The 26,705-nt window shown below is 40.2% G+C and carries 24 protein-coding genes and 1 tRNA gene; 4 read left to right on the top strand and 21 right to left on the bottom strand.

What is annotated here, in order from left to right:
• Nucleotides 1–5 precede the first annotated feature (5 nt).
• From murJ to ACQRCC_RS14065, 10 genes are all read right to left on the bottom strand, one after another.
• Entirely contained in the window at nt 6–1,538 is a 1,533-nt protein-coding gene (gene murJ, locus ACQRCC_RS14110) for a murein biosynthesis integral membrane protein MurJ (RefSeq protein WP_427851401.1), read from the bottom strand.
• Between the two features lie 51 nt (nt 1,539–1,589).
• Nucleotides 1,590–2,750: a hypothetical protein gene (locus ACQRCC_RS14105; RefSeq protein WP_427851400.1), complete on the bottom strand. Its 1,161-nt coding sequence runs from the start codon at nt 2,748–2,750 to the stop codon at nt 1,590–1,592.
• 4 nt (nt 2,751–2,754) lie between these two features.
• Nucleotides 2,755–3,840 carry a glycosyltransferase family 4 protein gene (locus tag ACQRCC_RS14100; protein WP_427851399.1) on the bottom strand — a complete coding sequence of 362 codons (1,086 nt, stop codon included), beginning with the start codon at nt 3,838–3,840 and terminating at the stop codon, nt 2,755–2,757.
• Between the two features lie 23 nt (nt 3,841–3,863).
• Entirely contained in the window at nt 3,864–4,862 is a 999-nt protein-coding gene (locus ACQRCC_RS14095) for a glycosyltransferase family 2 protein (RefSeq protein ID WP_427851398.1), read from the bottom strand.
• A 13-nt stretch (nt 4,863–4,875) separates the two neighbouring features.
• Entirely contained in the window at nt 4,876–5,970 is a 1,095-nt protein-coding gene (locus ACQRCC_RS14090; protein WP_427851397.1) for a polysaccharide pyruvyl transferase family protein, read from the bottom strand.
• Nucleotides 5,971–5,973: 3 nt separating this feature from the next.
• Nucleotides 5,974–7,668, bottom strand: coding sequence for a sugar transferase (locus ACQRCC_RS14085; protein WP_427851396.1), 1,695 nt, complete (start codon nt 7,666–7,668; stop codon nt 5,974–5,976).
• A gap of 14 nt (nt 7,669–7,682) precedes the next feature.
• Nucleotides 7,683–8,060 carry a VOC family protein gene (locus tag ACQRCC_RS14080; RefSeq protein WP_427851395.1) on the bottom strand — a complete coding sequence of 126 codons (378 nt, stop codon included), beginning with the start codon at nt 8,058–8,060 and terminating at the stop codon, nt 7,683–7,685.
• A gap of 11 nt (nt 8,061–8,071) precedes the next feature.
• A complete protein-coding gene (locus ACQRCC_RS14075) occupies nt 8,072–10,030 on the bottom strand; it encodes a polysaccharide biosynthesis protein (RefSeq protein ID WP_427851394.1) in 1,959 nt (652 codons plus the stop codon).
• A gap of 41 nt (nt 10,031–10,071) precedes the next feature.
• Nucleotides 10,072–10,569 carry a VanZ family protein gene (locus ACQRCC_RS14070; RefSeq protein WP_427851393.1) on the bottom strand — a complete coding sequence of 166 codons (498 nt, stop codon included), beginning with the start codon at nt 10,567–10,569 and terminating at the stop codon, nt 10,072–10,074.
• Between the two features lie 496 nt (nt 10,570–11,065).
• Nucleotides 11,066–11,494: a helix-turn-helix domain-containing protein gene (locus ACQRCC_RS14065; protein ID WP_427851392.1), complete on the bottom strand. Its 429-nt coding sequence runs from the start codon at nt 11,492–11,494 to the stop codon at nt 11,066–11,068.
• Between the two features lie 99 nt (nt 11,495–11,593).
• On the opposite strand from ACQRCC_RS14065, the gene ACQRCC_RS14060 reads away from it, so the two are divergent.
• Together ACQRCC_RS14060 and ACQRCC_RS14055 are read left to right on the top strand one after the other, a co-directional pair.
• Nucleotides 11,594–11,851 (top strand): hypothetical protein, encoded by a 258-nt coding sequence (locus ACQRCC_RS14060; protein WP_427851391.1) that lies wholly within the window; start codon nt 11,594–11,596, stop codon nt 11,849–11,851.
• Nucleotides 11,848–12,654 (top strand): hypothetical protein, encoded by an 807-nt coding sequence (locus tag ACQRCC_RS14055; protein WP_427851390.1) that lies wholly within the window; start codon nt 11,848–11,850, stop codon nt 12,652–12,654. Before ACQRCC_RS14060 ends, ACQRCC_RS14055 begins: the two co-directional genes overlap by 4 nt.
• Before the next feature lie 82 nt (nt 12,655–12,736).
• Here the strand turns inward: ACQRCC_RS14055 and ACQRCC_RS14050 are convergent, their stop codons facing one another.
• The 8 genes from ACQRCC_RS14050 to ACQRCC_RS14015 all read right to left on the bottom strand — a co-directional run bounded on the left by ACQRCC_RS14050 (nt 12,737) and on the right by ACQRCC_RS14015 (nt 21,730).
• Nucleotides 12,737–13,045, bottom strand: a complete 309-nt coding sequence (locus ACQRCC_RS14050) for a hypothetical protein (RefSeq protein WP_427851389.1) — start codon at nt 13,043–13,045, stop codon at nt 12,737–12,739.
• Nucleotides 13,046–13,305: 260 nt separating this feature from the next.
• Nucleotides 13,306–13,863: a hypothetical protein gene (locus ACQRCC_RS14045; protein WP_427851388.1), complete on the bottom strand. Its 558-nt coding sequence runs from the start codon at nt 13,861–13,863 to the stop codon at nt 13,306–13,308.
• A 20-nt stretch (nt 13,864–13,883) separates the two neighbouring features.
• On the bottom strand, nt 13,884–15,113 hold the full coding sequence (locus tag ACQRCC_RS14040) for a nucleotide sugar dehydrogenase (RefSeq protein WP_427851387.1): 1,230 nt from the start codon (nt 15,111–15,113) through the stop codon (nt 13,884–13,886).
• A gap of 33 nt (nt 15,114–15,146) precedes the next feature.
• A complete protein-coding gene (locus ACQRCC_RS14035; protein ID WP_427851386.1) occupies nt 15,147–16,232 on the bottom strand; it encodes a GDP-mannose 4,6-dehydratase in 1,086 nt (361 codons plus the stop codon).
• A 16-nt stretch (nt 16,233–16,248) separates the two neighbouring features.
• Nucleotides 16,249–18,126, bottom strand: a complete 1,878-nt coding sequence (locus ACQRCC_RS14030; RefSeq protein WP_427851385.1) for a polysaccharide biosynthesis protein — start codon at nt 18,124–18,126, stop codon at nt 16,249–16,251.
• A 44-nt stretch (nt 18,127–18,170) separates the two neighbouring features.
• A complete protein-coding gene (locus tag ACQRCC_RS14025; RefSeq protein ID WP_427851384.1) occupies nt 18,171–18,287 on the bottom strand; it encodes an LPXTG cell wall anchor domain-containing protein in 117 nt (38 codons plus the stop codon).
• A gap of 10 nt (nt 18,288–18,297) precedes the next feature.
• Entirely contained in the window at nt 18,298–18,807 is a 510-nt protein-coding gene (gene loaP / locus ACQRCC_RS14020) for an antiterminator LoaP (protein ID WP_427851383.1), read from the bottom strand.
• 367 nt (nt 18,808–19,174) lie between these two features.
• On the bottom strand, nt 19,175–21,730 hold the full coding sequence (locus tag ACQRCC_RS14015; protein WP_427851382.1) for a bifunctional diguanylate cyclase/phosphodiesterase: 2,556 nt from the start codon (nt 21,728–21,730) through the stop codon (nt 19,175–19,177).
• Between the two features lie 198 nt (nt 21,731–21,928).
• On the opposite strand from ACQRCC_RS14015, the gene ACQRCC_RS14010 reads away from it, so the two are divergent.
• Nucleotides 21,929–23,068 carry a glucose-1-phosphate adenylyltransferase gene (locus ACQRCC_RS14010; protein WP_427851381.1) on the top strand — a complete coding sequence of 380 codons (1,140 nt, stop codon included), beginning with the start codon at nt 21,929–21,931 and terminating at the stop codon, nt 23,066–23,068.
• 2 nt (nt 23,069–23,070) lie between these two features.
• Nucleotides 23,071–24,186: a glucose-1-phosphate adenylyltransferase subunit GlgD gene (gene glgD / locus ACQRCC_RS14005; protein ID WP_427851380.1), complete on the top strand. Its 1,116-nt coding sequence runs from the start codon at nt 23,071–23,073 to the stop codon at nt 24,184–24,186.
• Between the two features lie 657 nt (nt 24,187–24,843).
• On the opposite strand, the gene ACQRCC_RS14000 is transcribed toward glgD, so the two are convergent.
• The 3 genes from ACQRCC_RS14000 to ACQRCC_RS13990 form a co-directional block, all read right to left on the bottom strand.
• A complete protein-coding gene (locus tag ACQRCC_RS14000) occupies nt 24,844–25,764 on the bottom strand; it encodes a nucleotidyl transferase AbiEii/AbiGii toxin family protein (RefSeq protein ID WP_427851379.1) in 921 nt (306 codons plus the stop codon).
• Nucleotides 25,751–26,374 (bottom strand): DUF6088 family protein, encoded by a 624-nt coding sequence (locus tag ACQRCC_RS13995; protein WP_427851378.1) that lies wholly within the window; start codon nt 26,372–26,374, stop codon nt 25,751–25,753. The genes ACQRCC_RS14000 and ACQRCC_RS13995 overlap by 14 nt, the downstream gene beginning before the upstream one ends.
• Nucleotides 26,375–26,541: 167 nt before the next feature.
• Nucleotides 26,542–26,613, bottom strand: a tRNA-Asn gene (locus tag ACQRCC_RS13990).
• Between the last annotated feature and the right edge of the window lie 92 nt (nt 26,614–26,705).

Here is a 26,705-nt window from a genome sequence, read left to right as displayed (position 1 = left end):
AAGTGTCAAATTATCTTTCTCATTACCTTCTTTATTTGCAGAATAGAACTCTTGAAGGACTTGATTCCAAGGCAATAAGCTGCTAGACAGTAGATACTCACAACAACTACCCCTAAAAAAAAGAAACCAAATATATATCCAGGTTGAAATACCATCCTAACCAAATAACTAATTACTCCTGTTATTACACCCGCAATAATTACTTTTATATATTCAGGTATCGATTCTTTCAAAGAAAATCCTGCAATGTACTTCTTTATACACGGTAAAAGCAACAGACTAACTAGCAACATAGCAACGCTAGTCGCTAATGCAATTCCACCAACCCCAAAAACCTTCGAAAATACTATGCTCATAAATATATTTGCGATTATTGCAACCAAACCATTTACCATCGGGGTTTTTGCATCTTGAAATGCGTAAAAAACTCTTATTATAATTGATCGCGCAGCCTGAAAGAAAAATCCAAGCGCATATCCTATTACCACACTATAAGTTTTTTGTATTGATTCAATACCAAAACTTCCCCTTCCATATAAAAGCGCTACAATACAATCTCCACCGACAATGTACATTACCATGATTGGCATTATAAGCATAATCAATAATTCAAGTGATTTTTTTAAGGTGCTCTCTATTTTATTAATTTCTCCTTCAGCCACCCAAGTAGCATAGTGAGAGAATAACACGCTAGAAACAGAAGTAATAATCAGTGCACTTACTATCTCATTTATTGATGCACCATATGATAAATAAGAAACTGATCCGCTTCCTATACCTGATGATATTTGCTTATCAACTATATCGTTTATTTCATATATCGCATTACCAAGTAAAAGTGGAATGATCAACACTATCAACTGTTTAAGCTTTTCTTTTTCTGGACTTATTTTTAATTGGAACTTAAAAACATTCCTAGCAGAGATAGTAATAAGAATGCATTGAACTACGCCAGCCAGTAAAAATGCATATAATAATGCCCCTATTCCAAATTGCTTATAAAACAGCAATGCTGCGACAATTATGAATGCATTTTGTAACAAATTTTGCATTCTTCCCGGAAGAAATCTTTTATCAGCTTCCAATACAACATTAATAATTAATGTGTAGCACGAAAACAAAAACATCACCGACATTATACGTATATAACCGGCCAGAACACGTAATTGTTCTCCGTCGTATGATGGTGCAAACGCTTTTGCAAACTGGGTAGAAAATACAAAAAAGATTATCATTATAAAAATAGCAATAGGAAGGAAAAAGCGTAACACAGCGTTTACTAAATTATTCCCTGACTCCATACCTTCATGAACGCATCTCTCCGTGTAAATAGATAAAAAAGACACTGATACTGCAGAAAAAATAACAGAACATAAAGCCACAATTATACCAGACGCAATAAAATAAGCATCAGTCTCCAAAGATGCACCACACACAGCTGCAATAATAGATTGTTTTAAGACTCCTAATATTTTTATCGCAAATGTAATTGCAGTTACCTGAAATGTCATAGCAACAATTCTTTTTTCTTTTGCCAAACTGAGCCGCCTCCTATCCACTTAATTTATTTCAAAACACTACTGTCGTTATTATAAAGCAAAAAATTTAAAGCCACATAGGTTACCTCTCGTGCATGCAAGAATCACAATAAGATAAGAAATTGCTTGAATAAACATGTACTTTCTGCCTTGTACCGCTCCATAACTACTTGCAGTTAACAATTCAGCCACTAACGGAATCATCACAAACGAACATGCTGTGATATATCTATGAAAAATGTTATATTCAAAAAAAAATCCCAAAATAAGCACTATTAAAACTATCGAGAATCTATAATAGTTTGAATTTTCAAAAAGTTTAAAATCCGCAACAATTTTTCTTCTTCCGAATAAAACAAATATAAATATTACGACTTGAAGTCCGCCTATTATATATTCCCACAAATAAGAATACGTACCTCCGCTAGATGTTACAAATGAACTCGCCTTAGTAAACATTTCTGCTAAATAACTTTGTCCTAATACAACTGATATACCAACGAACATTAGTATTGTCAGAATATTCAATATAGTTTTACTTACACCTAATTTTTTGCCAAAGAAAAGGTAATATGACAACCAAATAATGATCAATACAATAGCTGCCGGATGTAACAAAGCAGCTACAATATAAATAAACAAATGTCTGAATATTGTCTTATCAAAATATACCTCATCGAAAATGGCTCTCATTACAATAGAGAAAGCCAGAAAACATCTTACGTCAGAAATCACTTCCAAAAAAGCACCTGAACTCATAAAAACTAACATTGAATACGCTAACGCATTACCAGTATATTTAGAATCCTTAATAAGAACTTTAAATATATGAAACCCGTTAGAATAGTACACTAATGCACAAATGGCCGGAAGAATCCCCTTGATTCCTATTTTTGCAGTAACATAATAAAGCAAATACGCTACAGGGACAGAAGATTTTGTAAGAAAGTTACCTATAAATACATCGACTGGCATATCCCCCCAGCCTTGAATCATGGCTCGAATTCTTGTTAAATCGGCACTATCACCTGGTATATATAAAAAAGCGAGCAGAACTAAGAAAAACAATCCTGTATTCAGCGCCTTATAGGATCTCTTTTCATTTCCTGATTTCAAGGATTTGTACAAGTAGGTAATCACCAGTAAATAAGCAGAGACACCTACTAGTCGTTCTATTAACATTGTTTGCGAAAGCCAGTTTGATAATCCCATAATTTTATTCCTCTATAAGGCCAGAATATGCAGCAAGAGTTTCCTGCGCAACCAAATCCCAAGAAAAATTATCCCTTACAAGCAATCGTGCATTTTCAGATTTGTTTTTAAAATTGCTGCGCTCGCCAACCATCGTATGAAAATTTTCAGCTATTGAGTTAACTGTTGTATCAGCTACAAATCCGCCGTCGTATGAAGAAACGCACTCACCTAAAGTTGTTCCCCAAGTTATGAAACAAGGAATTCCATAACTTAACGCCTCTAATATGCCAAGTGGCATTCCTTCATATCTAGAAGTTTGTATAAAAATATCTGCTGATAACAATTCTTGCTCTTTGTTTGGACCGCTAATTTCTCTATGTAAAGACACTAATTCCGTCAATTCATTCTGCAAAATATAGTTCACAATATAATCTTCCCATTCCTTTACATAAGGTCCATAGAAAGAAAATGTGCACTTATACTCCTTTAGATAAGCCTCTTCTTGTTTGATTGCCTGAAGTAGAAGATCAAGACCTTTATGATAAGGATCTAACCTACCAATATATACAAGTTTGATTGCGTCTTTTGAGAAATCTCTTTTATAAATTTCCGGAATTGTCACTCCATTGGTTCCGATAAATTTATATTTCCCTTTAAAAGTTTTATTAAGTTCTGCATTTGACAAACATTGTATAGCTCTCGCGCCATTTATATATGCTCCAAAAAGCAGCAAGTTAGCCACTGTTTTTTTTAGCCACTTTTGTTTTAACGCGTCATATGTTAAACAACCGTGTGGAATAATAATATATGGAATTTTTTTACTTCTCAACTGTTTAGATATCTCTAGAAATTCCTTATGATATACCTCATGAAATACAATTAAATCTGGATGTTTAAAAATAGAAGTAGCATTTTTAAATATGTCTCCTGGCGAATACTCAAACTGAATTTCAATATCAGGAATATCAATATTATTAACATTAATGAAACCTACGTTTGCATATTGTCCTTGTGCTTTTATATGTTTTGGTACAACAACACTTACACCACTAAATTTACTTATTTTAATATCCGCTATATGGATAATTGTTAATTTACTTCTATTCATATATTTCTCCATCATCTTTGCAATTATTCTACACTATTGTCCGAAATAGCCTTTCTTCGTTTTAAGTCTAAAAATGCCAGAATGTTTGGAGATACACAGCCACCTATTATCATTGTCTTTCTATATAAAGAAATATATGGACTTTTTATAACTTGAAAAACGTTCTTTCTCATATAAGAAACCCAATGTTTATATTTCTCTTGAAATTCTTTCCTTTTACCATTCTCTATTATTTTAGTGACTGCTCCCAAACAGAATATACACATATGCAATAGCCACATATCATCTATTTTTTTTGAAGGAATATCCAATTGTTTTTTTATCTCAACCAGTGCCTTCTCTCCATTAACCATCTTCTCGATGTTAAACTTAGAAGTAGCAGACATTTCATTATTTCTTCTGTAATAATAGACTTTTCGTTCACCTACATTTACATGATTTGCCAACATTGCGGCTTGAGTAATGAAATACAAACCTTCACCGTAAAACAAACTAGACGAAAATCTTAGTTGATGCTCATCAAGAAAACTTTTTTTAAACATCTTATTCCAGCAACCGACGATCACTCGTGGTGATAACAGCAATGCCACCGCATCTTCTGGTGTATATTCTTCAATTCTATCATTCTCAATTTGACCCTCATTTATCCTTGTAAAACAATTCTTTGATAAACAAAAATCCGCATCCGATATATTAGCTAATTGCATCATATACTCAATATAGTCATTTGCCAGGTAATCATCTGCATCAACGAATACAACATATTTACCTTTGGCATATAGCAATCCTGTATTACGCGCTTCACTAACTCCTTCATTCGTTTTGTGAATAACTTTCACTCTCTCATCTTTTTCACCGCATTTATCAGCAATTGCCCCCGTATTATCAGTAGCACCATCGTCAACAATAATGACTTCAATACTTGCATGCGTTTGCTGTAAAATTGAACTAATACATTTTTCCAAGTAATCTTCCACATTATAAGCAGGCACAATCACTGATACTAACATATCATTATTCATATATTACCCCTATCTAGCCTAATGCCTTTTCTAAATAATCTAATGATTCTTTACGTATAGAAACAATAGTTTTATTTACTTCTTCATAATTAATTGGGAGATGACTAATTTCTTCGATTCCAGAAAAATCGTCAACTTTTCTTTCTAATACACCATATTGATCAAGCAAAAAGGAAAGTTTATTCCCGTTTCCACGTATTTTAGCGACAAACTGTGCTCCAGTTACCAAAGATAAAACTGAACCGTGGAATGTATCAGTGAATACCATCTCTGAATTTGCAAACCACGCAAAAATATCTAATGGATCAACATTAACGTTTTCGTCACACCACTTGTGAAAATATGCCAAACTCACTACTTTAAGATTTCTTTTAGCAGCATACTTTTTTATCGCGTTAACTGTATCTGTATCATTCATATTGTAATCATACGAATAAACAATGCAGTATTTTTCATTAATAGGTCTTTTTTTCATATCCAAGTTCTTTTCTGTTTTCCAATCATACAAAAGAACTGGATCGCAAACTATTTTAGCTTCACGACTGGTAAGTTTTTTTACAATTTCAGATGAATTTTTGTCTCTTACAGCTATCTCTTTTAAGCTAGCTAAACCAGCAGATATCATAGAAGACATATTATGTTCTTCAATCATTTCCATCGTTGTCGGACCGAAACTCGCCGCATATGAAATTTGCTTCTTACAAGGCACTCCAATTCCGTAATACCAAGGATTTGGACCAGCTTCAATACTGAAAATTTCATCACTGCCAATAACAACAACATCAAGGTCTTTTGCCTCAGAATAATAAGCGCCTACTATATCAGTTTTTTTTCTAAACGCTGCTAGTCCTTTTCGCTTTTTATAATTATAAACCGTTCTAGAAGCACCGTTTTTTATCAAATATTTGGCATAGACAGGTATAGACTTTAAAGAAATATTATACTTATCGCCTGTTGAAGCCCCTCCCATAAAATCATAGTTTTTTTGGAATTGTAATGCCTTAGCTTCATATCCAAGATTTCTCAGAACACAACTTAATCCATACAACTGTAAATGTGCTCCATGATTATGAACATTATAGTGAGTAATAATTCCAGCTTTTTTCATTTCTCATTTCCTCAACAACTTAGAATACAAAATTTTCTTCAACCAAGAAGGGGTTTTTACAAACGCATTGATGTAAATCATATTCATCATCGCATCCTTCTTAGTAATCATCTTATGCTCAAGCATAAAGTCCTGAAGTACTTTCCATCCATCAATACGCTCTTGAGATCCACGTTTGGAATCAAATCCATTTCCAACACGTACATAAACAAGAGACTCATGAATATTTGCAAGTTTGCATCCGGCAGCTATCATATTCAGCCATAAGTAATAGTCCTCAAGTAACAGCAATGTTTTATATCCACCACATTTTTCAAGTGCACTCTTCTTCATACAAACAGTAACATGATTCATCGGATTTCTTCTTTTACCCATATTCACGATGTCTTCGTGCTTCTCTGGGCATGAACGTACTCTCATATCTTCATTTGGAGTCTGATTAAATTCAGCGATGTCAGTTCCTAATACATCAATTTCCGGATGATTTTCAACGTATAAAATCTGTCTTTCGAATCTATGCTCGTCACTAATATCATCTGAATCCATACGAAGAATATAATCACAAGTACAATATTCTGAACCAATACGAAGAGCTTCTCCTAATCCACGATTTACTTCCTGTGGATAGTACTTTACAACCGCTTCTTTTCCTACTTTGAAAGTGTCAAGAACCGCGTATAACTTTTCGTTCAATGGTCCATCATAGACAACAACAATTTCATCAGGTTTTACAATTTGTTTATCATAAATACTTTCTAATGCAATTTTCAAAAAGTCTGGGTCATCATTTTTATAAACAGACATAAGTACTGAGTATGTGTGCTTTCTCTCTTCTACTGACACTCTATTTTCCTCTTCGTGATCCTTTTTAATCTCGCCGGTTCCGCCTTCAACCACGCTATCATCTCCACCGAAAACTCCAACGCTTCCTAAGAAGCACTTAACATCAAACCCAAAACTCAACTTCTCCACATACTCCCCATCAAGCTTCGCCTTATCCGGTATTTCCAACTCATCTCTACCATTAATCTGAGCCCACCCGGTCAAACCAGGTTTGACATCATTTGCGCCGTACTTATCTCTCTCAGCAGTGAGCAGGTCCTGATTCCACAGGCCAGGGCGAGGTCCAATTACGCTCATATTACCGATGAATATGTCCCAAATTTGAGGCAGCTCATCGAGACTGTGTGCTCTAAGGAATTTGCCCACACGAGTAATGTACTGCTCGGGATTCTCAAGCATATGTGTCGGCTTGTCATGAGGTGTGCTCATCTTCATGGAGCGAAACTTATGAAGCTTGAAGTACTGTTTGTTTTTCCCTGTCCTTTTTTGCGTAAAAAGAATTGGACCTGGGTCGTCAATATATATTGCGACAGCAAGAATAAGGAAAACAGGAGAAAGGATAACAAGTCCACCGAAGGAGAGGATTACATCTAATCCTCTCTTTATGTACTTCTCATACACCCCAGCCTGGTGGGCAGACTCCCCCACAGCCTCAAGGTGTCCTCTCACACCATCGGCATTCTCCGGCTCATTTTCGTTTTCTACGAATACTACCTTTTTGCCTTTTAATTTATTTCTCTGCTCTGGTTCATTTCCGTATACACTACTCTTTTTCTTCGCCAGAGCCAAAATAACCATCAATATAAAAGCCACTGCGAGGATGGCGAGAATAGTTAATATAACTTTAAAAAACATATATCAGTTCCCCCTTATCTATTTTTCTCACCATCTTCTGGTGTGTTCTTTTCTTTCAGTTCTATTGGTTGTCCATCTGGATCCTTTGCGAAGGTAAATCTTCTACCGAACCAATCGGTTCTAATTTCCTCACACACCACATTTCTCATCACTTCTTCTAAATCCTCTACTACCAAACACACATGCCTTAATCCCATGGCTTCCGGTCCACTCACTCTTTCCGGATGGTTTGGATCAATAAAAACCTCGAAAAGAACCCCTTTGTTCTCCATGAACACCACGGTGTCATATCCTCTTTCTATTCTTCTCGTTTCTCTAAATCCCAGCTTTTCGTAAAAGGAGAGATTCTCCTCCTTACTCACAATAAGCGCAATATGATCCAATCCAACCATTACAAACCTCTCTAGACAATCGATAATTCTTTCTTGACACTAATCTCTCTACTGCTATTCCAAACTCCATCAGTCCCATTAACCTCTTCAGGTCTTCTGAAAGTCGGAACAACTCTCCTCATTGCTTCTCTAACTCCATCGTCATCATCGAAATCACAAGCCGTTCTCAATATTCTCAGCTTCTTTTCAAGCTCATTCATACCTAAGGCTTCTTCTCTTTCGATGAAAATCATGTCGTTATCTGTCTTCTCCAGTTCCTCCGTCTTAACCAGCAGCTCTTCGTAAAGCTTCTCACCAGGTCTTAGTCCGGTTTCGATAATCTCGATATCATTCATACCGCTCATGGCAATCATGTTCTGCGCCAGATCATAAATCTTAACTGGCTTACCCATATCCAGCACGAACAGTTCACCGTTCTCTGCCATGGCACCACTTGTGAGCACAAGCTGGCTTGCTTCCGGTATGGTCATGAAATAGCGAATGATCCTTTTATCTGTGACTGTTACTGGACCACCGGCTTGAATTTGTCTCTCGAAAAGAGGTATCACGCTTCCGGCGCTACCCAGCACATTTCCAAATCTTGTGGCGCTGCACTTAACAATTCCTTTTGTGCTATAAGCTTGCATGATCATTTCACACATGCGCTTTGTGGCACCCATGACATTGGTAGGATTAACCGCTTTGTCTGTGCTGACCATCATGAATCTGTTACAACCAAATTCCTCACAGCACTGGATTACATTAAGCGTACCGAATACATTATTCTCGACGGCTTCTATACAGTTCTTCTCCATGAGAGGCACGTGTTTGTGCGCTGCTGCATTGATGCAGATATCGGGACGATATTCTCTGAAAACTCTACTCAGTGCTTTCTTGTCTCTGATACTTGCAATCTCGACCTTAATATCAACTGCACCTTTGTAGGCAAAGAGAATCCCTTGTTGAACGTCATAAGCACAGTTCTCATATACATCGAGAACTATTAGCTGCTTTGGCTCCATTTTTGCAAGCTGTCTGCAAAGTTCAGAACCAATGCTTCCACCTCCACCTGTGATGAGTATGGTTTTGCCTTTATAGTATTCTCTTGTTTTATCGTTAATGATTTCCTTCTGTTCTCTCATCAGAAGGTCTTCGATATTAAACTCTCTGAGCTGTCTCTTCCTGCCAGGAATATCCATAGAAGGATAATCAAACACCTTAATTCGGAATCCAGCCTGTTGATAATAATCATAAAGGTCCAGTTTCCTGCCTCTATCCATATTAGGCACAGCAAAAACAACTTCCTGGATATGATGCTTCTTCAGTTCTTCCAAGGTAGCTTCATCTTCACTCATGACCGAGATTCCATGAATATCTCTGCCAACCTTGCTCTTATCACTATCGATAAAGCACCGGGCCACATATTGCGCCTTTTTATTGTTCAAAAGGTCCTCTGCAAGCCCAACACCAACAGAACCAGCACCAATGATTGCTATCTTGATCTTTTGGCTATCCGGATCAGGCTCGGTCATAACAGTTCCACTGGAGAAGATTTTTAATAACAATCGAAGGATTGAACCTAGTGTGTTATCCTGGTTTCCGCATTTGTACGCATAACGATAAATCATTCGAATTCCTAGCGCACCAAGTGTGTTCATGCAACAGAACGCTAAAAGTTTTGCAAACGCGATATGCTGAAGCGGAAGCAGTCTTTCAATTATCAGATACACACAAAATGCTATTACGTCTGCAGACAATAGCTTTATGTAGCACTGGATCCCGCCGTACCGCCAAATCTGACGATAGGTTTTTCCTATGAATCTTGCCCCGAAAATCGTAATAAAAGCTAAGATGCTCTGAATCATTACACCTGTGGCAGTTAACTCACCTGCTCCTTGGTAAAGGATGAATAGAATCACATCCACAATAATGAATATCAGAAAATCATATAATGCTAAGGGAACCCTTATCCCTGACTTACTTTTTTTCATCCCTATTACTTCCTGCTTATCTTTCCCTTACTTCTATTCACTCACACCGCCTCTGGTGTGGTCTTCTTCTTTTTCTTCCTTATCAACTTCCCAACCACAGCTCCAATCAAACACCCGATTGTGTTTCCGATCATGTCATCGAATTCGAAGACACCTATTTTGAAGGTGAGCTGGATGAGCTCTATTAAGGCTGATAGCAGAAACCCTGCTATAAACACGCGGAGTCCAAGCTTCTCTCCAAAACACAAATAGAGCAAAACTCCAAGCGGAATAAACAACACATAATTCAAGAGAATCTCAATACTCAGCTCCGGGTGACTGTAAGACCAGAACGGAACAAGCTCCACTCTTCCCACACCGGTCTTTCGGCCTATGATGGTTTCCATCAAGATGAAAAGGATGTAAGCTGCCAGTAGTGGTCGAGGAGTAACCCTCCTCCCATCAATCAACCAGACCACCAGAGCCACAACAATTAACCACAGCCACCAGTATGCTGGCAGGGAGTTGTATTCATTTAGCAGCGTTCCGGTAAAGTCCATCTATTTTCCTTTCTCTTCTCAACCTCACCATCTCCACACTTCTACCTTTCCCACGCCGCTTCCACACCGCCCCCACTCAACAAAAGATGAGTAGTAAAAGTAGGTAGAGGGAGTGGTGTGCTCCCCGCTCCTGTGGAGGAGTGGTTTTGTTTTGTAGTAGTGGGGTGAGGTGGGTCGATAGATGATTAGGGATTGGTGTCGATATGCACCTCTCTAAACCTCATTTTCTCCTTCTCCTGTGGTCATCCACCCTTCTTTTCACCTATTTCCCTCTCGCCGCCACTCTCTTTTTCTCCCCAACCCTTTGGTTGGGTTGTTTTTGGTAGAGTGGAGTGATTTTTTTGGTGGTTTTGTGGATTTAGGGTGTTATATGGAAGGTGTGGATTGGTAGTTTTTTAGGTTGATAGATGATTAGGGACTAATTGCGTGCTTTAATCACGCTATATGTCCAGTTCTTACACAGTGTAATAAAAAACACTTACACACTGTAAGAACTTCATCTTACATCTTTCGGCACAATCGTTATCTCAAATGCTTCACCTTTCAACTCACCATCCAATTTCTCCATCTGATATGTTGCGTTGATTAGCGCATCAATCATCTTCTGTGATTTGTTACTGAGCATGCAGTACTTCTTCACGTTGTCATATAACTCATCTGCAAGTGCAGATAAAGCAAGCTGATCAAGCTCATCCTGAGTAGGCTTAACTCTGGCCTCCTCTTTATCGCTGCTTCCAAGGATATACTCAAAAGATACTTCAAAGTAATTACTCAGAAGATTGAGCGCCTCAAAGTCTGGCTTTCTTGTTCCTCTCTCCCAGGTTGATACGGTGTTATTTTTAACACCAATCAGTTCAGCCAGTTCAGACTGACTTATACCTTTTTTCTTTCTTAACTGTTTGATTCTTTCTGCAGTTGTAGCCATAGTTTTTCTCCCTTTTATACACTTGATATTCTTACTCTTGTATGGTATCATACAGTTGTATGATATACTACTTCTGTACGAATTTCAAGGAGGTACTTTATGAAAGCAATCTTAATTGGCGTCAGCAAAAAAGCCAAACGCGTAAACACCTGGCCCGATGTGTATGTTGACCAATACACTGTCGATGATCAGGAATTCATCAAAGTATTTGTGACCGAATACGAACTCAAGCACAAACACTTCAACCTTGAAGGAATCCTCATTGGTAATGAGGCCTACCGGATTGTTGAGAAAACCTTCGCAGACAAGCGCCCAAAATATGCGATCTGCAAAGTTGTAAAGGAGGCAGTCAATTGAGAAGACAAGCATTGGAAGCAACACACTATATTCCCTACAAGCTCATCCAATCCCTATCCAACAACTCTACTATCCTGCAAAACCAATCCACAACCACTGTGGAAGGTAAGGCAAGAGTAGAAAAAGAGGTTCAGATAAGGCTTGAAAATGACATCCTCAAGTACGGCATAAACGACAGCATCCTTGTCAATGCTGCAGTGATTTGGCTTTCACCTGGTAAACTCATCTTCATCTTGGAACCGACAAAGAGCCAATTCCTGCAAAGACAGTTCAAACTTGAAACCGAACTTAAAGTTCATCACAAGGGAAACCTCTTCCTGGTTGATGAAATCAACTATTCATCCAAGCCGATTCACCCTATCCTTTACACTTCATTCCTTTCAGTAGATCCTTCTTACCAGCCACCCGTTACCGGATTCGACTGGGAGATGGAAACACACTGGAACAAACCGGCACAGACTCCTGAAGAGTATGCCGCTCACTTCGCAAATCCTCTTATTGCAAAAGTGAGATGTAGGGATGGATATCTTCCCATGATACTGGACAATGGCGAGAAAGCCATACCAGTAACAGCCAAGCCATTCGATGGTGAAGATTTAAACCATTGGGGTAAACCCAGCAAATTCAATGTCGCAAGCACCAGTCCAATGTATGTCCTGCTTGAAACCAGGTCATACTTTGAGCGCAGATACTTCGACATCGAAAAAGGCTGTGTTCTCAGGGATGATATGAAGGAACTGGTATGTACTGATGTGCAGTACCCATTCTTCCCTTACCATCCGGTCCTTACCGTTTCTGCCTAGTTTTCTTTTCAGCTCCCTTTGGGGCTTTAATCATTACCCACACCCAGGTAATCATTAAAGCCTCAAAGGTTTTTTGTTTTCTCTACTTTTCTATTTCTTTTCTTCTTTTCTCCAGCATCTCTTTTATTTCATCAAGTGCTTCAGAAAGAGGAGTTGTCTTTCCTTGTTCTACATCCTCAAGCCCTTGCTTAAGCTTGGCATATAGCTCTTCTCTATCAATTTCAGATAACATGTCCATCACATCATCTTCAGAGTTTATACCTGCCTCTTTTGCTGCGCCAGACATACCATCCTGCAGATTCTGCATGGCTTGTATAGCAATGTTATCTGAACCGAAGTTATCAGTTTTCATCTTTCCTACTTCCTTGCTTTCGATAATTCTCTCTTCCATGGCTATCTAATTTTCTACACTGAAGTCCTTATGAGGACTGGTGCTATTAAAGGTTGATGAATACTTAGACATTTAAGTCGAGATTATAGGGTTTTTCGGGCTATTTTTGCCCGTTTTTCCTCTATTCACCACCATTTTCCCGGTATTTGCTACCCTTTTATCGGCCACTTAAGCCTTTATAAACAAAGGATTTATATACGAATGTACTTATATATACACATTTTATAAGTGGTCGATGAATGGATAGGGACTAATGTCTATTATTGAATATTCCCAATCTCTTTACATTGCTCCCATGCCTCTGTAGGATCCACAGACACACCCTCTATACCTATCGCATAACCGGTGATTGTAATATTAATATCATCAATAGATGCATATTCTGCATTACTCATTTCGATCATTGTCATTCGTTCAGTCAAAGCAATTGTACTGTCTCCCGGTTGTAATGCTGTCATCTCTGCACTACCATACGCATAGATAATTGTTCCGTCATTATCACTAACAGGAATCCATTCATTATCAACATCAAAGGAGTAAAGTACCCCATCTACAGTTGTCGGCATATCCACTTGAATAAAAATGTACATTTCTTCAGTTGCGTCATTATATACAACTGGCTTTACATCAAAACTACCTCCCGGTCCAACTTCTGTTGCTTTCATATCAGTGGACAGATCGAATTGAAACACCGTCTTTTTTGAAAGTTTTGATGTTTCACTACTTGTAAAAAACAATGACGTTATTGCATATACAATAATTGTTGTCCCCAGTAAAATCCCGGAAGCAATTCCTATCTTAACTGCTTTCTTATTCATATAAGATCACCTTGTGATGCTTAATCTCTTCCATAAAGGTCTCTTGTGTAAACCTTGTCTTTCACATCATCCAAACAGCTATCATATCTGTTAGCAATGATTGCCTGGCTCTGTTTCTTGAATTCATCCAAATTATTAACAACCACTGATCCAAAGAAAGTACTTCCATCTTCCATTGTCGGCTCAAAGATAATGACCTTGGCACCCTTAGCCTTGATACGTTTCATGACACCCTGGATAGAACTCTGACGGAAATTATCCGAATTGCTCTTCATGGTTAACCGATATACGCCAACAACGACTTCCTTTTCTCTGGATTTGTCATACTGACTATTAGCTTCATAAGCACCCGCAATCTCAAGAACCCGATCTGCTATAAAGTCTTTTCTTGTCCTGTTACTTTCAACAATTGCAGACATCATGTTCTGAGGAACATCTGCGTAGTTTGCCAATAACTGCTTTGTGTCCTTCGGCAGACAATATCCGCCATATCCAAAGCTTGGATTATTATAATGAGTTCCAATACGTGGATCTAAGCAAACACCTTCTATGATCTGCTGCGTGTTCAATCCTTTTGTTTCGGCATATGTATCCAGCTCATTGAAGTAACTCACCCTCAATGCAAGATATGTATTCGCAAACAGTTTCACAGCCTCAGCTTCTGTGAATCCCATAAAAAGCACATCGATATCTTCCTTGATGGCTCCCTCCTGAAGTAACTCAGCAAACTCTTTTGCCTTTTCCTCGGTATCCTCATCACAGGATACAATAATGCGGGAAGGATACAGGTTATCATATAAGGCTTTTGACTCCCTCAAAAATTCAGGACTGAAAATAATGTTCCTGCTCTGATACTTCTCCCTGACGCTCTTTGTATAACCAACCGGAATTGTGGACTTGATAACCAGAATCGCATTTGGATTCACACTCATTGCCAATTCAATTACCGCTTCCACAGCTGAACAGTCAAAATAATTCTTTTTACTGTCATAGTTCGTCGGAGCCGCAATGATAATGAAATCAGCATCCTTGTAAGCCGAAGCCCCATCAGTTGTAGCAACCAGATCTAGCTCTTTTTCTGCCAGATATTTTTCAATATACTCATCCTGAATCGGAGAAATCTTATTGTTGATCTTTTCAACCTTCTCCGGAACAATATCTACAGCAGTAACCTGATTATGCTGAGCCAAAAGCGTCGCTAAAGACAAGCCCACATATCCTGTTCCGGCAACTGCGATTTTCTTATTCATAAACTTCTATTTCCCTTTCTGAAAAAATACGAATCACACTCTGTAAAATTCTCTATACCATTCTGCAAACTGTCTCAGTCCGTCTCTCAAACTTGTACTCGGCTTAAACCCGAAGTCTCTCTCCAAAGCGCTGGTATCAGCATAAGTTACCGGCACATCTCCCGGCTGCATGGCCACAAGTTCTTTATGACTTTCAAAATCATAATCCTCAGGCAGTACCTTTGCCCTGACTAACTCTTCGCTCAATATTTGCACAAAATCCAATAAATTCTCCGGATTACTGTTACCGATGTTATAAACAGCATACGGTGGTATAGGCAGACCGTCTTCTCCGTTCTTTCTCTCCGGAGCTCCCTGCATTACTCTCTTTACACCTTCAACAATGTCATCTACATAAGTGAAATCTCTCTTACAATTTCCGTAATTAAATATCTGAATCGTCTCACCTTTCAGCAGTTTATTGGTAAAACCAAAGTATGCCATATCCGGTCTTCCTGCCGGTCCATAAACGGTAAAGAACCGAAGCCCTGTCGAAGGGATGTTATATAACTTGCTATAGGCATGAGCCATCAACTCATTACTCTTCTTTGTCGCTGCATAAAGACTCACCGGATTATCAACCTTATCCTCGGTACTGTACGGAACCTTCTTATTGGTTCCATAGACAGACGATGACGAAGCATACACCAGATGTTCTACCCCCTTCGCTCCGCCATCATAAGAATGACGACAGGCTTCCAGAATATTGTAGAATCCAATCATGTTAGACTGGATATAAGCATCCGGATTGGAAATGCTATAACGAACACCGGCCTGAGCACCTAGATTGACTACAATATCCGGCTTGTAGTCATTAAAAATCTGATCAATCAGAGCTTTATCAGCCAGATCACCTTTAATAAACTGATATTTGGATTCATCATATTCAGATACACATTTTTCAATCTCACTAAGTCTCCACTCTTTAATAGAAACATCATAATAATCATTCATGTTGTCTAAGCCCACGATATGAATCGGAGACTGTGTCCGGAGAAGTTCCAAAACCAGATTACTTCCGATGAATCCCGCAGAACCGGTGATAAACACTGTTTTATTCTTAAGTTCAATGCTTTGCATTTCTCTTCTTCTCCCTCTATCTTTCTGACTTCCTATACTGATACGTCGGCACTACTTCCGCCACGATTGCCTTCATATCCTCACTCTCCTTGTGGCTGGCTTCATCCAGCTGCCTCAGTTTTTTCTCAAACCAATCATCATCCATCTGGATCGGTTTCCCGATATGAATGAGTTCGTTTTCTGTTTCCTGAAGTCCTTCCTCATCCATCAGAAGTTCTTCATATAATTTTTCTCCCGGGCGAAGACCGGTGTATTTGATCATGATATCCACATCCGGTGTGTATCCGGACAGACGGATCAGGTTTCTTGCCATATCATCGATTCTTACCGGGTCTCCCATATCCAGAACGAAGATTTCTCCGCCCTTGGCATAGTAGGATGCCTGCAGTACCAGTGACACTGCCTCCGGTATGGTCATAAAGTAACGAATGATATTTTTATCGGTTACGGTTACCGGACCGCCCTCTGCAATCTGCTTCTTGAAGAGAGGGATAACGCTTCCGTTGCTTCCCAGTACATTTCCGAATCGAACAGCCACAAAGTCCGTGTTTTCACACTGACGGTTCATCATCTGCACTACCATCTCGCAGAGACGCTTGGATGCTCCCATGATATTGGTAGGGTTGACTGCCTTGTCCGTAGAAATCAACACGAACTTTTTCACGCCATGCTGTGCCGCTGCCACTGCAGTCTTATATGTACCCATGACGTTATTTTTGATTGCCTCATTCGGGCTGTCCTCCATCAGCGGCACATGCTTATGGGCTGCCGCATGGAATACCACATCCGGTTTATATTTCTCCATAACAGAATTAATGCGGTTCGTATTTCGCACTGAACCGATGAGCACTGTCAGGTTAAGTTCTTTATATTTCCGCTTCAGTTCCTGCTGTATCTCGTAGGCATTATTTTCATAGATATCGAAGATAATCAGCTGCGCAGGATTTGCACTTGCAATCTGTCGGCACAGCTCACTTCCGATGGAACCGCCGCCTCCGGTAACCAGAATGGTCTTGCCGCGAAGGACATGGAAGATTTCTTCATTATTTACCTTGACCTGAGCGCGACCCAGTAAGTCCGTGATTTCCACATTACGCAGTTTGCTGACGCTGACCTCTCCATTTACAAGCTGGTAGACACCCGGCACCGTCTGCATCCGGCATCCGGCATCTTTGCACAGGTTCAGGATATCCTTGCGGTTCTTTCCGGTTGTCGCAGGAATGGCATAGATAATGTGATTGATATGGTACTTCTTCACCATATTTACGATATCGTAGCGGTTTCCCACAATCGGGACGCCTTCCAGCATTTTCCCGATCTTGGCCGGATTGTCATCGATAATGCAACATACGCGGGTACTCATTTTATCTGTATTCTGAAGCTCTCTGATCAGAACCTGTCCTGCTGCCCCTGCTCCGATGACCATGATTCTGTCCTGTTCTTTCAACGAATCAAATCGTGGATTCCTATTGGAATACGCCCTTACCAGACGGTAAGAAAATCTCATTCCCGTTGTCAGGCAGAAGCTTAAGATATATCCCATGAAGTAATAAGCTCTCGGCATCCGAAGATGCATGAAGAAGATTCCTGCTCCGTATACTGCTGCCAATACGATGTAAGCCGAGATCATGACTCCCACTTCTGTGATACCTGCCAGCCTCCATACGCTGTGGTACAAACGGAATGCATAGAATACAACTATCGTCGCCGCAATCCAGAAAGGCATGGACCAGATATAGCCCTCAATATAGTTTCTTGGTATCTGAGAAAATAAGAGATCGAACCGAAGCATCAGTGCGATCAGATAAGATATTGATATGATTAATGCATCCATAAATGCTAAAAGGACTGCCCTGTTCAGCCACGGCAATCCTTTACTGTGTTTCTTTTCCATTTAGATAACTATCCCCTTGTAACTCTATAACCTTTGAACATTCTTCAAAATGTTCCTTCTTTTTTCTTCCTTATAGTAAATATGATAAGTCCTGCTATAATAACTGCACCCGTTGCTATGATTGCGTTTACCGGATCTACTGCCGTCACACCTTCGAACATTTTCTTCCTCCTACTCCGTCTTTGCCACAACTTCCAGTCCCACCTGTATGGACTGCATGCGCCCGAACATGGATACTTCCAGATAAGCCTTTCTCTTATGTCGGTCAATCTTCCGGATATATCCTTCCATTCCCTGAAGAGGTCCGGTCGTGACATGCACCTGCGCTCCTTCAATAATGCCTTCTGACATATGTACCAGCTGTTCTTCTCCTCCCATTCGTCGGAGGAATGCTTCCTCCCGGGAGCTTATCGGTACAATCTCATCTCCGGTTCCGATAAGTCTGGTGAGTCCTTCCACACATCGAAGCTGAAGATACAGCTCTTCCAGCTCTTCCGTAACCATAAAAACGTATCCGGGAAAAAGTACCTTCTTTAATGTCACCCATTCTCCCCGCATACGCTTCTTTTCTTCATAATATGGAATGAAGCAGCGCTGAAGTATGGTTTCCGGTATTCTTTTCTGACACTGTATTCTGATATTCTCTTCTGTGCCGGTTCGTACCTGTACCACATACCACATAACTGCTGCCTCTGATTTCCGGAAAAATTTCTAACATTCCTTATTTATGATTCATAATGTAATAAACGCAAAAAAGAGAACCTGTCTCCGCGTCAGATTCTCGTCAAATGGGTATGCTTCGCCATTCTGTCTTTACGCAGGCAGATTCTCTTGCACTATTACATCTTAACCCTTCAAACGCGACAAGGCGACGATTTGAATCTGTTAAAAATTTTTCTATTTTTTTACGCGACAAAACTGACTTTCCGGGAAAGTCAGCTTCGACGTCTATATGTATTATACAAGATTCACTATTTATTTACAAGTATTATCTCCTTTTTTCACTTTTTTTGCACTTTTCCATCAATTCCTTGTCGAATTATGGGGGTTATTCGTTATTTTTCATCAACTGCTCCGTGATTTCCTCCGCAGTCTGCGGCTTTCCGAAGTAAAATCCCTGGATATAGTCCGGGACCATGGTTCTGAGCACTTCGTACTCTTCCTTATGCTCCACGCCTTCCACGCACACTTTGATTCCCACATCGTGGCAGATGGCTATGACGAAGCTTATGAAGGTGGCATCGAATCTGCTGGTAGGGATGTCCTTGATAAAAGTCCGGTCGGTTTTCACGATGTCCACCGGAGCTGTCTTTAACATTTCCAGGGAGGAGTATCCGGTTCCGAAGTCGTCCATGGCGATCCGGATGCCCATCAGGCGTATCTGGTCTAATTTTCCCTGTAATATGTTGATGTTTTTTACCGCGCAGCTCTCTGTCAATTCGATGATCAGATTCTGTGGCGGGAATGTTTCTTCTATTATAATGGCCTCCAGATCCGGTAGGAATCTTTCTTCTACAAACTGGAGTGCTGACACATTGATACTGATGCTGAAAAGCGGATCTGTCGCAATCCATTCTCTTCCCTGCTGCATTGCTTTTCTCAGGATCCAGTAACCGGCATCGTAGATCATGCCGAACTCTTCCAGTATGGGAATGAATACCCCCGGTTTTTCTTCTTTGCCCAGAGTGTCCTTCCAGCGCATCAGTGCCTCTACTCCTGTGATTTTTCCGGTCATGGCATCCACCTGGGGCTGATAACGGATTTCGAATCCCCGATAATCTTCTGCCATGGAAAGGCGGAGCTGCCGCCGCATCTGCCATTTCTTCCGCTCTTCTCTCAGGCTGGCTTTGTTGAATATCTCCATCCGCCCTTTTCCCTGATTTTTGGCATAGCGAAGCGCATATTCGGCACACTGATACAGTTCTTCTGCCGCGTCGCTGTCTCCCGGATACATGGCAGAGCCTGCGGACAGCTGAATCTGAAGACGGTATCGGTTCTTTTCCTCCATCTCTGTCACATATCCGCAAATCTGACCATATATTTCTTTCATTTTCTCTGTTGTTCCGTGCTCAACGATGAGTGCAAACTGATCTTTTTCCAGGCGGAAGATTCGTATGTTGTCTGTAAGCCTGTCCTGAATGGTCTGCGCCATCGACCGCAGGAGCCGGTCACCGAGTGCACGGCCATACAGTTCGTTGATCTGATGAAAGTTATCTATATCTACAATCTGAATTGCGAACTGATCTACAATTCCTTCCTGTATCCTGCTCTCAAGTGCATCAAAGAATGCGTTCTGATTCATGAGCTGTGTAAGCGGATCAATCTTATTGCGTTTTCCCAGCAACTCCATGACTCCTACAAATAACGTCGGCACTCCATAATCGTCCCGCACCAGCCGGCCCCGGCATCGCATCCATGCATATTCGCCGCTTCGTTTTCTGACGCGGAATTCCAGAGAACCGTAATCCAGCCTGTTCTCATTGAATTCCACATGTTTCCGATAGAATCTATCCCAGTCGTCAGGATGCACGATCTGCTCCCAGTAGGGCAGCGGATTCTCTATAATCTCTCCCGGCAGAGCCACTTCCCGGAGAAGGGCAGAAGGGTAGCGATATATGCCCGTCTTCATATTAGAGAAGAATACGAAATCATCCGTACACTGGAGCAGTGCCCCGTACAGCATTTTTGACTGATATTCCACATCAATGGGCAGTTCTTTCCGGTCTTCCGCATATATTTCCATCTTTTGAAATGCACGGGTCTTTCTCCTTCGGAGTTTTGCCTCATACATAAATTCATCTGCCTGGGCAATAATGTCGCTGATACTTTGCGGGTGGTCCACCTGGCAGATTCCGTAAGTAAAGGAAAAGTCGTATGGCTTTGCATATTTCTGCCTGATCCCTTCCGCCGACTTGCGCCACTGACGGATCATCTTCCGGCTTTCTTTTGCATCTACATCCTGAAGTACAATGACGAATTCATCACCGCTCAGGCGGAAGATGAAATCCGGCATCTGTATACGTTCTTTCAGATGCTGACAGATATGCTGCAAAAGGAAATCTCCTTCTGCATGGCCGTAATTATCATTCACATATTTTACATTATCCACATCGAAAAGCAGAACTGAATAAAAATGGTTCTCTCTTTCCATATGGTCAATGACGTTCTGGAGCATGTTTTTCCCGGCTGCACGGTTCCACACCTGACACAGGGGATCCCGGGTGGCTTGTTCCTGGAGCTCCACGAATCTCGTCACATCATAGGAATGCTGCATATGTGCCGGTTTTCCATTCCATCGGACGAGACTGTCGTATTTTTCAAATATTTTATTTACCTTTTCACTATATTCACGCCAGTGTATGACGGCTCCCTCTTCCCGTTCCTTCAGCTCAGATATCTTGCAGCTTTTACAGGGAGCATCCTTGCCGATCTGTGTGGCCTTATAGCACAGATTTCCTCCATTATCATCCAGATCGTATGTTTCGCGCATCATTTTATTCATAAAAATGATTTCGTGTGTATCCATGTCTGTCAGATACAAATTCATCTCAAGCGCGTCGAGAATTGCCAATAATTCCTGTTTTTTCTCTCCCTCACCACCCATACTGTTCTCCTTCACTACAAAATATATTAATATTTTACCATTTTGGTGCAATATTGTCACGATTTCACGTTGAAATTTGTCGATTTCGATAACTGGGAATATTTTACACATAATTTTTTATATTTTTTTCAACTTATGTAGAAAATTTTAACAAATAATTGTATAATATATTTAATAAACTGAAAGAGAGGGTTCACTATGAAACAAAACAATATGTTAGCGATGATTCTGGCTGGTGGCCGCGGCTCCCGCCTGCATGAGTTAACGAACAAAGTAGCAAAACCGGCCGTTTCATATGGAGGAAAGTATCGCATAATTGACTTCCCCCTCAGTAACTGTGCAAATAGTGGTATTGATGTTGTTGGTGTTCTTACACAGTATGAATCAATTCTTCTGAACAGCTACGTAGCTGCCGGCCGCCGCTGGGGTCTTGATGCCAAGGACAGTGGTGTATTTGTATTACCGCCGCGTGAAAAAGCTGATGCCAACCTGGATGTTTACCGTGGAACAGCAGATGCTATTTCTCAGAATATCGATTTTATCGATACATATTCTCCGGAGTATCTTCTGGTCCTGTCCGGAGACCATATTTATAAAATGAACTATGATAAGATGCTGGACGAGCATAAGGCTGCAGGTGCTGATGCTACGATCGCCGTTATCGAGGTTCCGATTAAAGAAGCAAGCCGTTTTGGTATTATGAATACAGATGAGACCGGACGCATTGTGGAATTTGAAGAGAAACCGGCGAATCCGAAGAGCAATCTGGCTTCCATGGGTATCTATATTTTCAACTGGAAGCTTCTGCGCAAGATGTTGCTGGCAGATATGAAGAATCCGGATTCCAACCATGACTTTGGCAAGGATATTATCCCGGCTCTTCTGAATGATGGCAAGACTCTCTATGCTTATAAGTTCAAAGGATACTGGAAGGACGTTGGAACCGTTGATTCCCTGTGGGAAGCTAATATGGATCTGCTGGACAAGAACAATGAACTTGACTTAAATGACCGTACATGGAATATTTATACAGAAGATACTGCAGCACTTCCGCAGTACATCGGACCGGATGCAAGCATTAAGCGCGCATTTATTACACAGGGCTGTGTAATCGAAGGTGATGTTCAGAATTCTGTATTATTTACCGGTGTTAAGGTTGGTGCAGGCGCTAAGGTTATCGACAGTGTCCTGATGCCGGGCGTTGTTGTTGAGGATGGCGCTGTTATTACACGTGCACTGGTTGCAGACGGTGTCAAGATTGGTAAGCAGGCTGTTGTAGGTTCTGCTGACAGTGAGCATATCGAGCTCATTGCGAAACGAGTAAAGGGGGTAGAATAGTAATGGCTAAAGCATTTGGAATTGTGTCTTCTTCTGCAAAACACATTTGGGTAGAAGGACTGGAGACCTACCGCACAATCGGAGCTTTCTCTTTCCTCGGAAGATACCGCACCATCGATTTTCCTATTTCTAATATGAGTAACAGCGGCATTGAACGCATTCAGGTATATGTTAGAAGAAAACCTCGTTCCCTGGCTGAGCACCTGGGAACCGGACGTCACTATAGTATCAACTCCAAGCGCGGCAAGGTACAGATGCTTTTCTCTGAGAACAGAACGGAGAATGATATCTATAATACAGATATCGCAGCATTTTCAGAGAACCTGGAGAGCATTGAGAAGATGATTCCTCCATATGTTGTCATCGCTCCGAGTTATATGGTATTCCAGATGGATTTCGATAACCTGCTTCAGCAGCATATCGATTCCGGAGCAGACATTACCATGTTATATCACTCTGTAGATAATGCAAAGGAATCATTCCTGAACTGCGATATAGTGAATCTGAATAAGCAGAAAGGTGTCCTTTCTATCGAGCGCAACCGCGGTAACGCTAAGAACAGAAATATCTTCATGGATACATATGTTATGAAGAAAGAACTCTTTATTGATCTGGTTAAGGCAGCACAGAGTATTTCTTCTATGTACTCTCTCCGTGATATTGTTAATCACAAATGTGAGGAACTGGATATCCGCGGCGTATCCCATCGTGGTTACTTTGCAGCTATCACAGACTTCAAGGCTTACTATGAGGCAAATATGTCTCTGATCGATATTAAGAGTGCAAGAACACTGTTCGATGAGAACTGGCCAATCTATACACGTACCAATGATTCCTGCCCGACACAGTATTTTGAAGATGCTGAGGTTCGCGGTTCCGTAGTTTCCAACGGATGTCTGATCGAAGGTACTGTTGAGAACTCCATCATCGGACGTGGATGCGAGATCAAGAAGGGTGCTGTAATCAAGAACAGCGTTATCCTTCCGGGCGCATACATCGGCGAGAATGTTCATGTTGAGAATATGGTCGTTGACAAACGTGCGAAACTGATCCATGTAAAAGAGGTCGTTGGAACTCCTGAAGAACCGGGATATGTAAAACGCCGCGATGTGATCTAGAATTGAATATATCTCTTGATAATCTATTGAGATGATGCAGGGACGGGGCAATGCCCCGTCCCTGTTGTGTTTTGTTGGGGAGACGGGGTGTTGGGGGAATTGTGCTTGTTGGAATAGAGGTGCCTGTTTCTGGGCGTGAGCTGATTGTGAGCTGGTTGTGATCTGGCCGTGATCTGGTTGCTATTTGGGAAGGCTGGGCTTGATTGTACTTGATTTACGTGGGGGTTTTGATTTTTTTGATGCAGACACGTAGAATTTGGGGGACGCTACGTGGCTGAAAGCTTTTTTGCGCATTTTACACGTAAGACTTACGAAAAACTACGTGGGAATTTCTGTTTTTCTCCTTCTGACACGTAGGACTTGCGAAAAACTACGTGGCAGGAAGCTTTTTTGCTCATTTCACATGTAATTGCATGTATTGAGCTCAAGTTTTCGCCATAACAAATTCAAACAACAAAAAACCTGTAAAAGTTTATCTTCTACAGGTCTTCAAGCTCCCCGAGTTGGGCTCGAACCAACAACCCCACGGTTAACAGCCGTGTGCTCTACCATTGCCAGGAATACGCACCTTACCGACTATTCCTTAATACTGGTGAAGATATATTTCATCATCGGGCTCACGGCCTCATCAATTTCCGATCTCTGAACAATAATTGTTCAATTGTCGAATATCTTTTCTACCAATTGCTTATAATGATTCTTTACCACTTCATATGCTAAAGAATCTGAAGTTAACTTGAGGGTAGTTTCCCTATAATCACCTTTATAGAAATCCTCGTCACATATCTTCTGAGCCAATTCCAATATATCAATATCCAAAGGGGCTGCAGGTGCAATTTTCGTCCCCATTCCTATTCTATGATTACGCACTTCCTTTACAAGTTTCAAAAAATCGTCATCTATTACAATATGTTCAGATAGTTTATATATGTCATACAAATGTCTTGCATTTCTATGCGCTCTTCCTTGCATATAATAATCACATACCGCAAATACTTTATCAATAAGCGTACGATTAAGTGATTGTACTCTCATAGGAAATATTCCTAAATCATATGTTTCAATTAATTCTTTTTCCACATTTCCCAGTGCATCGAAAATATAATTACCTAATTTCTTTTCTTCTGTAGGAAATGCATAAGACATTAACGATGTTTCCAACTTCACATAAGGTGGAATAGCATTAATCACCCTGTCTCCGACAACTGATTCGTAATAGAAATCATAATGATTCAGATTTTTATCGCTCTCCACAAAATTAAAATTACGAATATCCATCCCCAATTCATCAGCAGTTGGTTTTAAAATATTGTATTTTAATTTCTTGCGCCTTGCTTCGCCCAAATGTTCCGTAAATGTGATATCTATATCCTCTGAAAAACGATCTATCACATGAAACGCTTTTGAAAGAGATGTGCCACCTTTAAAAACAACTGGATATTCAATCACAGACAACTTCTTCAAAATCATAGTTACGTAGTAATCTTTCTCAACAATGTCCTCACTTACCTCTAACTTTTGAGAAGTCAATAAGATTACATCACGGAATAATTCCCTATTTTCTTTATGCAAGTACATGATCCAACTCCAATTCATAATAATATTTAAATGTTGACAACGGATACTTCCTAATATAGCAATCCACATCGCTTCTTTTTATCCCATGAAGCGATATATACTCAGCAAATTTTTCTTTTGCCTCTTCGTATGAATAATCAAGGTATGCATCAAGATTTTTTAGCAATTCCAACATCTGCAATACATAAACATTCTCCTTAGTTATTTGAACTATCGGCTTTCTCACGTAGAATCGTCTGTTTCCAATACGCACCTCTCTGTCTGAGGAATTCGTATTATTACTTACAATTTCAACCACTCTGGGAACCTGAGTCGTTATTCCTATCTGGTTAGCAAAAGAATTGCCACCATAAAATCCGTCAATATTGTCCCCTTTAGAAATAAAGCGGTATCTCGCCACCATATCTGCATTCGGTCCAACTACAGAATTCAGCAAAGTCACCTTAGGAATATAATACACCCCAGTATCATATTTCATAAGCAATCCTTTATCGCAAAGCTTTTTTAATTGCTGATTCAACGCAGATTTTGTTATATTCTCTCTTTCCAAATCCGAAAAGAAAATAGGTTCTGCTTCATTATAGTTTTTCTTGATATAATCATATAGCATAATCATTCTCCGTTCTTAATATTTTAGATTTATCTTCTCCATTTTGTTTAGTTCATTATATTCCACAACCAAAATTGTGTCAACTATATTCTTCCACATGCAATTATTTTTCATTCTACAGAACTCAAAAAAAGCCTGTAAAAGCATCACTTTTACAGACTTTCAAGCTCCCCGAGTTGGGCTCGAACCAACAACCCCACGGTTAACAGCCGTGTGCTCTACCATTGAGCTATCGAGGAATATCACTATTTAATTATAGTCCTTTGCAACCTCTTTTGCAAGGACTTTTTTAAGGTTTTTCATGTACCTTCAAAACTGCACACATAAAATA

Source organism: Sporofaciens sp. SGI.106 (genome assembly GCF_050314255.1).
Classification (GTDB): domain Bacteria; phylum Bacillota; class Clostridia; order Lachnospirales; family Lachnospiraceae; genus Claveliimonas.
This window is presented reverse-complemented; position numbering and strand designations above follow the sequence as displayed.

What these genes read in the sequence shown, in the direction of transcription:
- ACQRCC_RS14105 (WP_427851400.1), bottom strand. Translation starts at nt 2,750, where the DNA reads ATGGGATTATCAAACTGGCTTTCGCAAACAATGTTAATAGAACGACTA.
- ACQRCC_RS14100 (WP_427851399.1), bottom strand. Translation starts at nt 3,840, where the DNA reads ATGAATAGAAGTAAATTAACAATTATCCATATAGCGGATATTAAAATA.
- ACQRCC_RS14095 (WP_427851398.1), bottom strand. Translation starts at nt 4,862, where the DNA reads ATGAATAATGATATGTTAGTATCAGTGATTGTGCCTGCTTATAATGTG.
- ACQRCC_RS14090 (WP_427851397.1), bottom strand. Translation starts at nt 5,970, where the DNA reads ATGAAAAAAGCTGGAATTATTACTCACTATAATGTTCATAATCATGGA.
- ACQRCC_RS14085 (WP_427851396.1), bottom strand. Translation starts at nt 7,668, where the DNA reads ATGTTTTTTAAAGTTATATTAACTATTCTCGCCATCCTCGCAGTGGCT.
- ACQRCC_RS14080 (WP_427851395.1), bottom strand. Translation starts at nt 8,060, where the DNA reads ATGGTTGGATTGGATCATATTGCGCTTATTGTGAGTAAGGAGGAGAAT.
- ACQRCC_RS14075 (WP_427851394.1), bottom strand. Translation starts at nt 10,030, where the DNA reads ATGAAAAAAAGTAAGTCAGGGATAAGGGTTCCCTTAGCATTATATGAT.
- ACQRCC_RS14070 (WP_427851393.1), bottom strand. Translation starts at nt 10,569, where the DNA reads ATGGACTTTACCGGAACGCTGCTAAATGAATACAACTCCCTGCCAGCA.
- ACQRCC_RS14065 (WP_427851392.1), bottom strand. Translation starts at nt 11,494, where the DNA reads ATGGCTACAACTGCAGAAAGAATCAAACAGTTAAGAAAGAAAAAAGGT.
- ACQRCC_RS14060 (WP_427851391.1), top strand. Translation starts at nt 11,594, where the DNA reads ATGAAAGCAATCTTAATTGGCGTCAGCAAAAAAGCCAAACGCGTAAAC.
- ACQRCC_RS14050 (WP_427851389.1), bottom strand. Translation starts at nt 13,045, where the DNA reads ATGGAAGAGAGAATTATCGAAAGCAAGGAAGTAGGAAAGATGAAAACT.
- ACQRCC_RS14045 (WP_427851388.1), bottom strand. Translation starts at nt 13,863, where the DNA reads ATGAATAAGAAAGCAGTTAAGATAGGAATTGCTTCCGGGATTTTACTG.
- ACQRCC_RS14040 (WP_427851387.1), bottom strand. Translation starts at nt 15,113, where the DNA reads ATGAATAAGAAAATCGCAGTTGCCGGAACAGGATATGTGGGCTTGTCT.
- ACQRCC_RS14035 (WP_427851386.1), bottom strand. Translation starts at nt 16,232, where the DNA reads ATGCAAAGCATTGAACTTAAGAATAAAACAGTGTTTATCACCGGTTCT.
- ACQRCC_RS14030 (WP_427851385.1), bottom strand. Translation starts at nt 18,126, where the DNA reads ATGGAAAAGAAACACAGTAAAGGATTGCCGTGGCTGAACAGGGCAGTC.
- ACQRCC_RS14025 (WP_427851384.1), bottom strand. Translation starts at nt 18,287, where the DNA reads ATGTTCGAAGGTGTGACGGCAGTAGATCCGGTAAACGCAATCATAGCA.
- loaP (WP_427851383.1), bottom strand. Translation starts at nt 18,807, where the DNA reads ATGTGGTATGTGGTACAGGTACGAACCGGCACAGAAGAGAATATCAGA.
- ACQRCC_RS14015 (WP_427851382.1), bottom strand. Translation starts at nt 21,730, where the DNA reads ATGGGTGGTGAGGGAGAGAAAAAACAGGAATTATTGGCAATTCTCGAC.
- ACQRCC_RS14010 (WP_427851381.1), top strand. Translation starts at nt 21,929, where the DNA reads ATGAAACAAAACAATATGTTAGCGATGATTCTGGCTGGTGGCCGCGGC.
- glgD (WP_427851380.1), top strand. Translation starts at nt 23,071, where the DNA reads ATGGCTAAAGCATTTGGAATTGTGTCTTCTTCTGCAAAACACATTTGG.
- ACQRCC_RS14000 (WP_427851379.1), bottom strand. Translation starts at nt 25,764, where the DNA reads ATGTACTTGCATAAAGAAAATAGGGAATTATTCCGTGATGTAATCTTA.
- ACQRCC_RS13995 (WP_427851378.1), bottom strand. Translation starts at nt 26,374, where the DNA reads ATGCTATATGATTATATCAAGAAAAACTATAATGAAGCAGAACCTATT.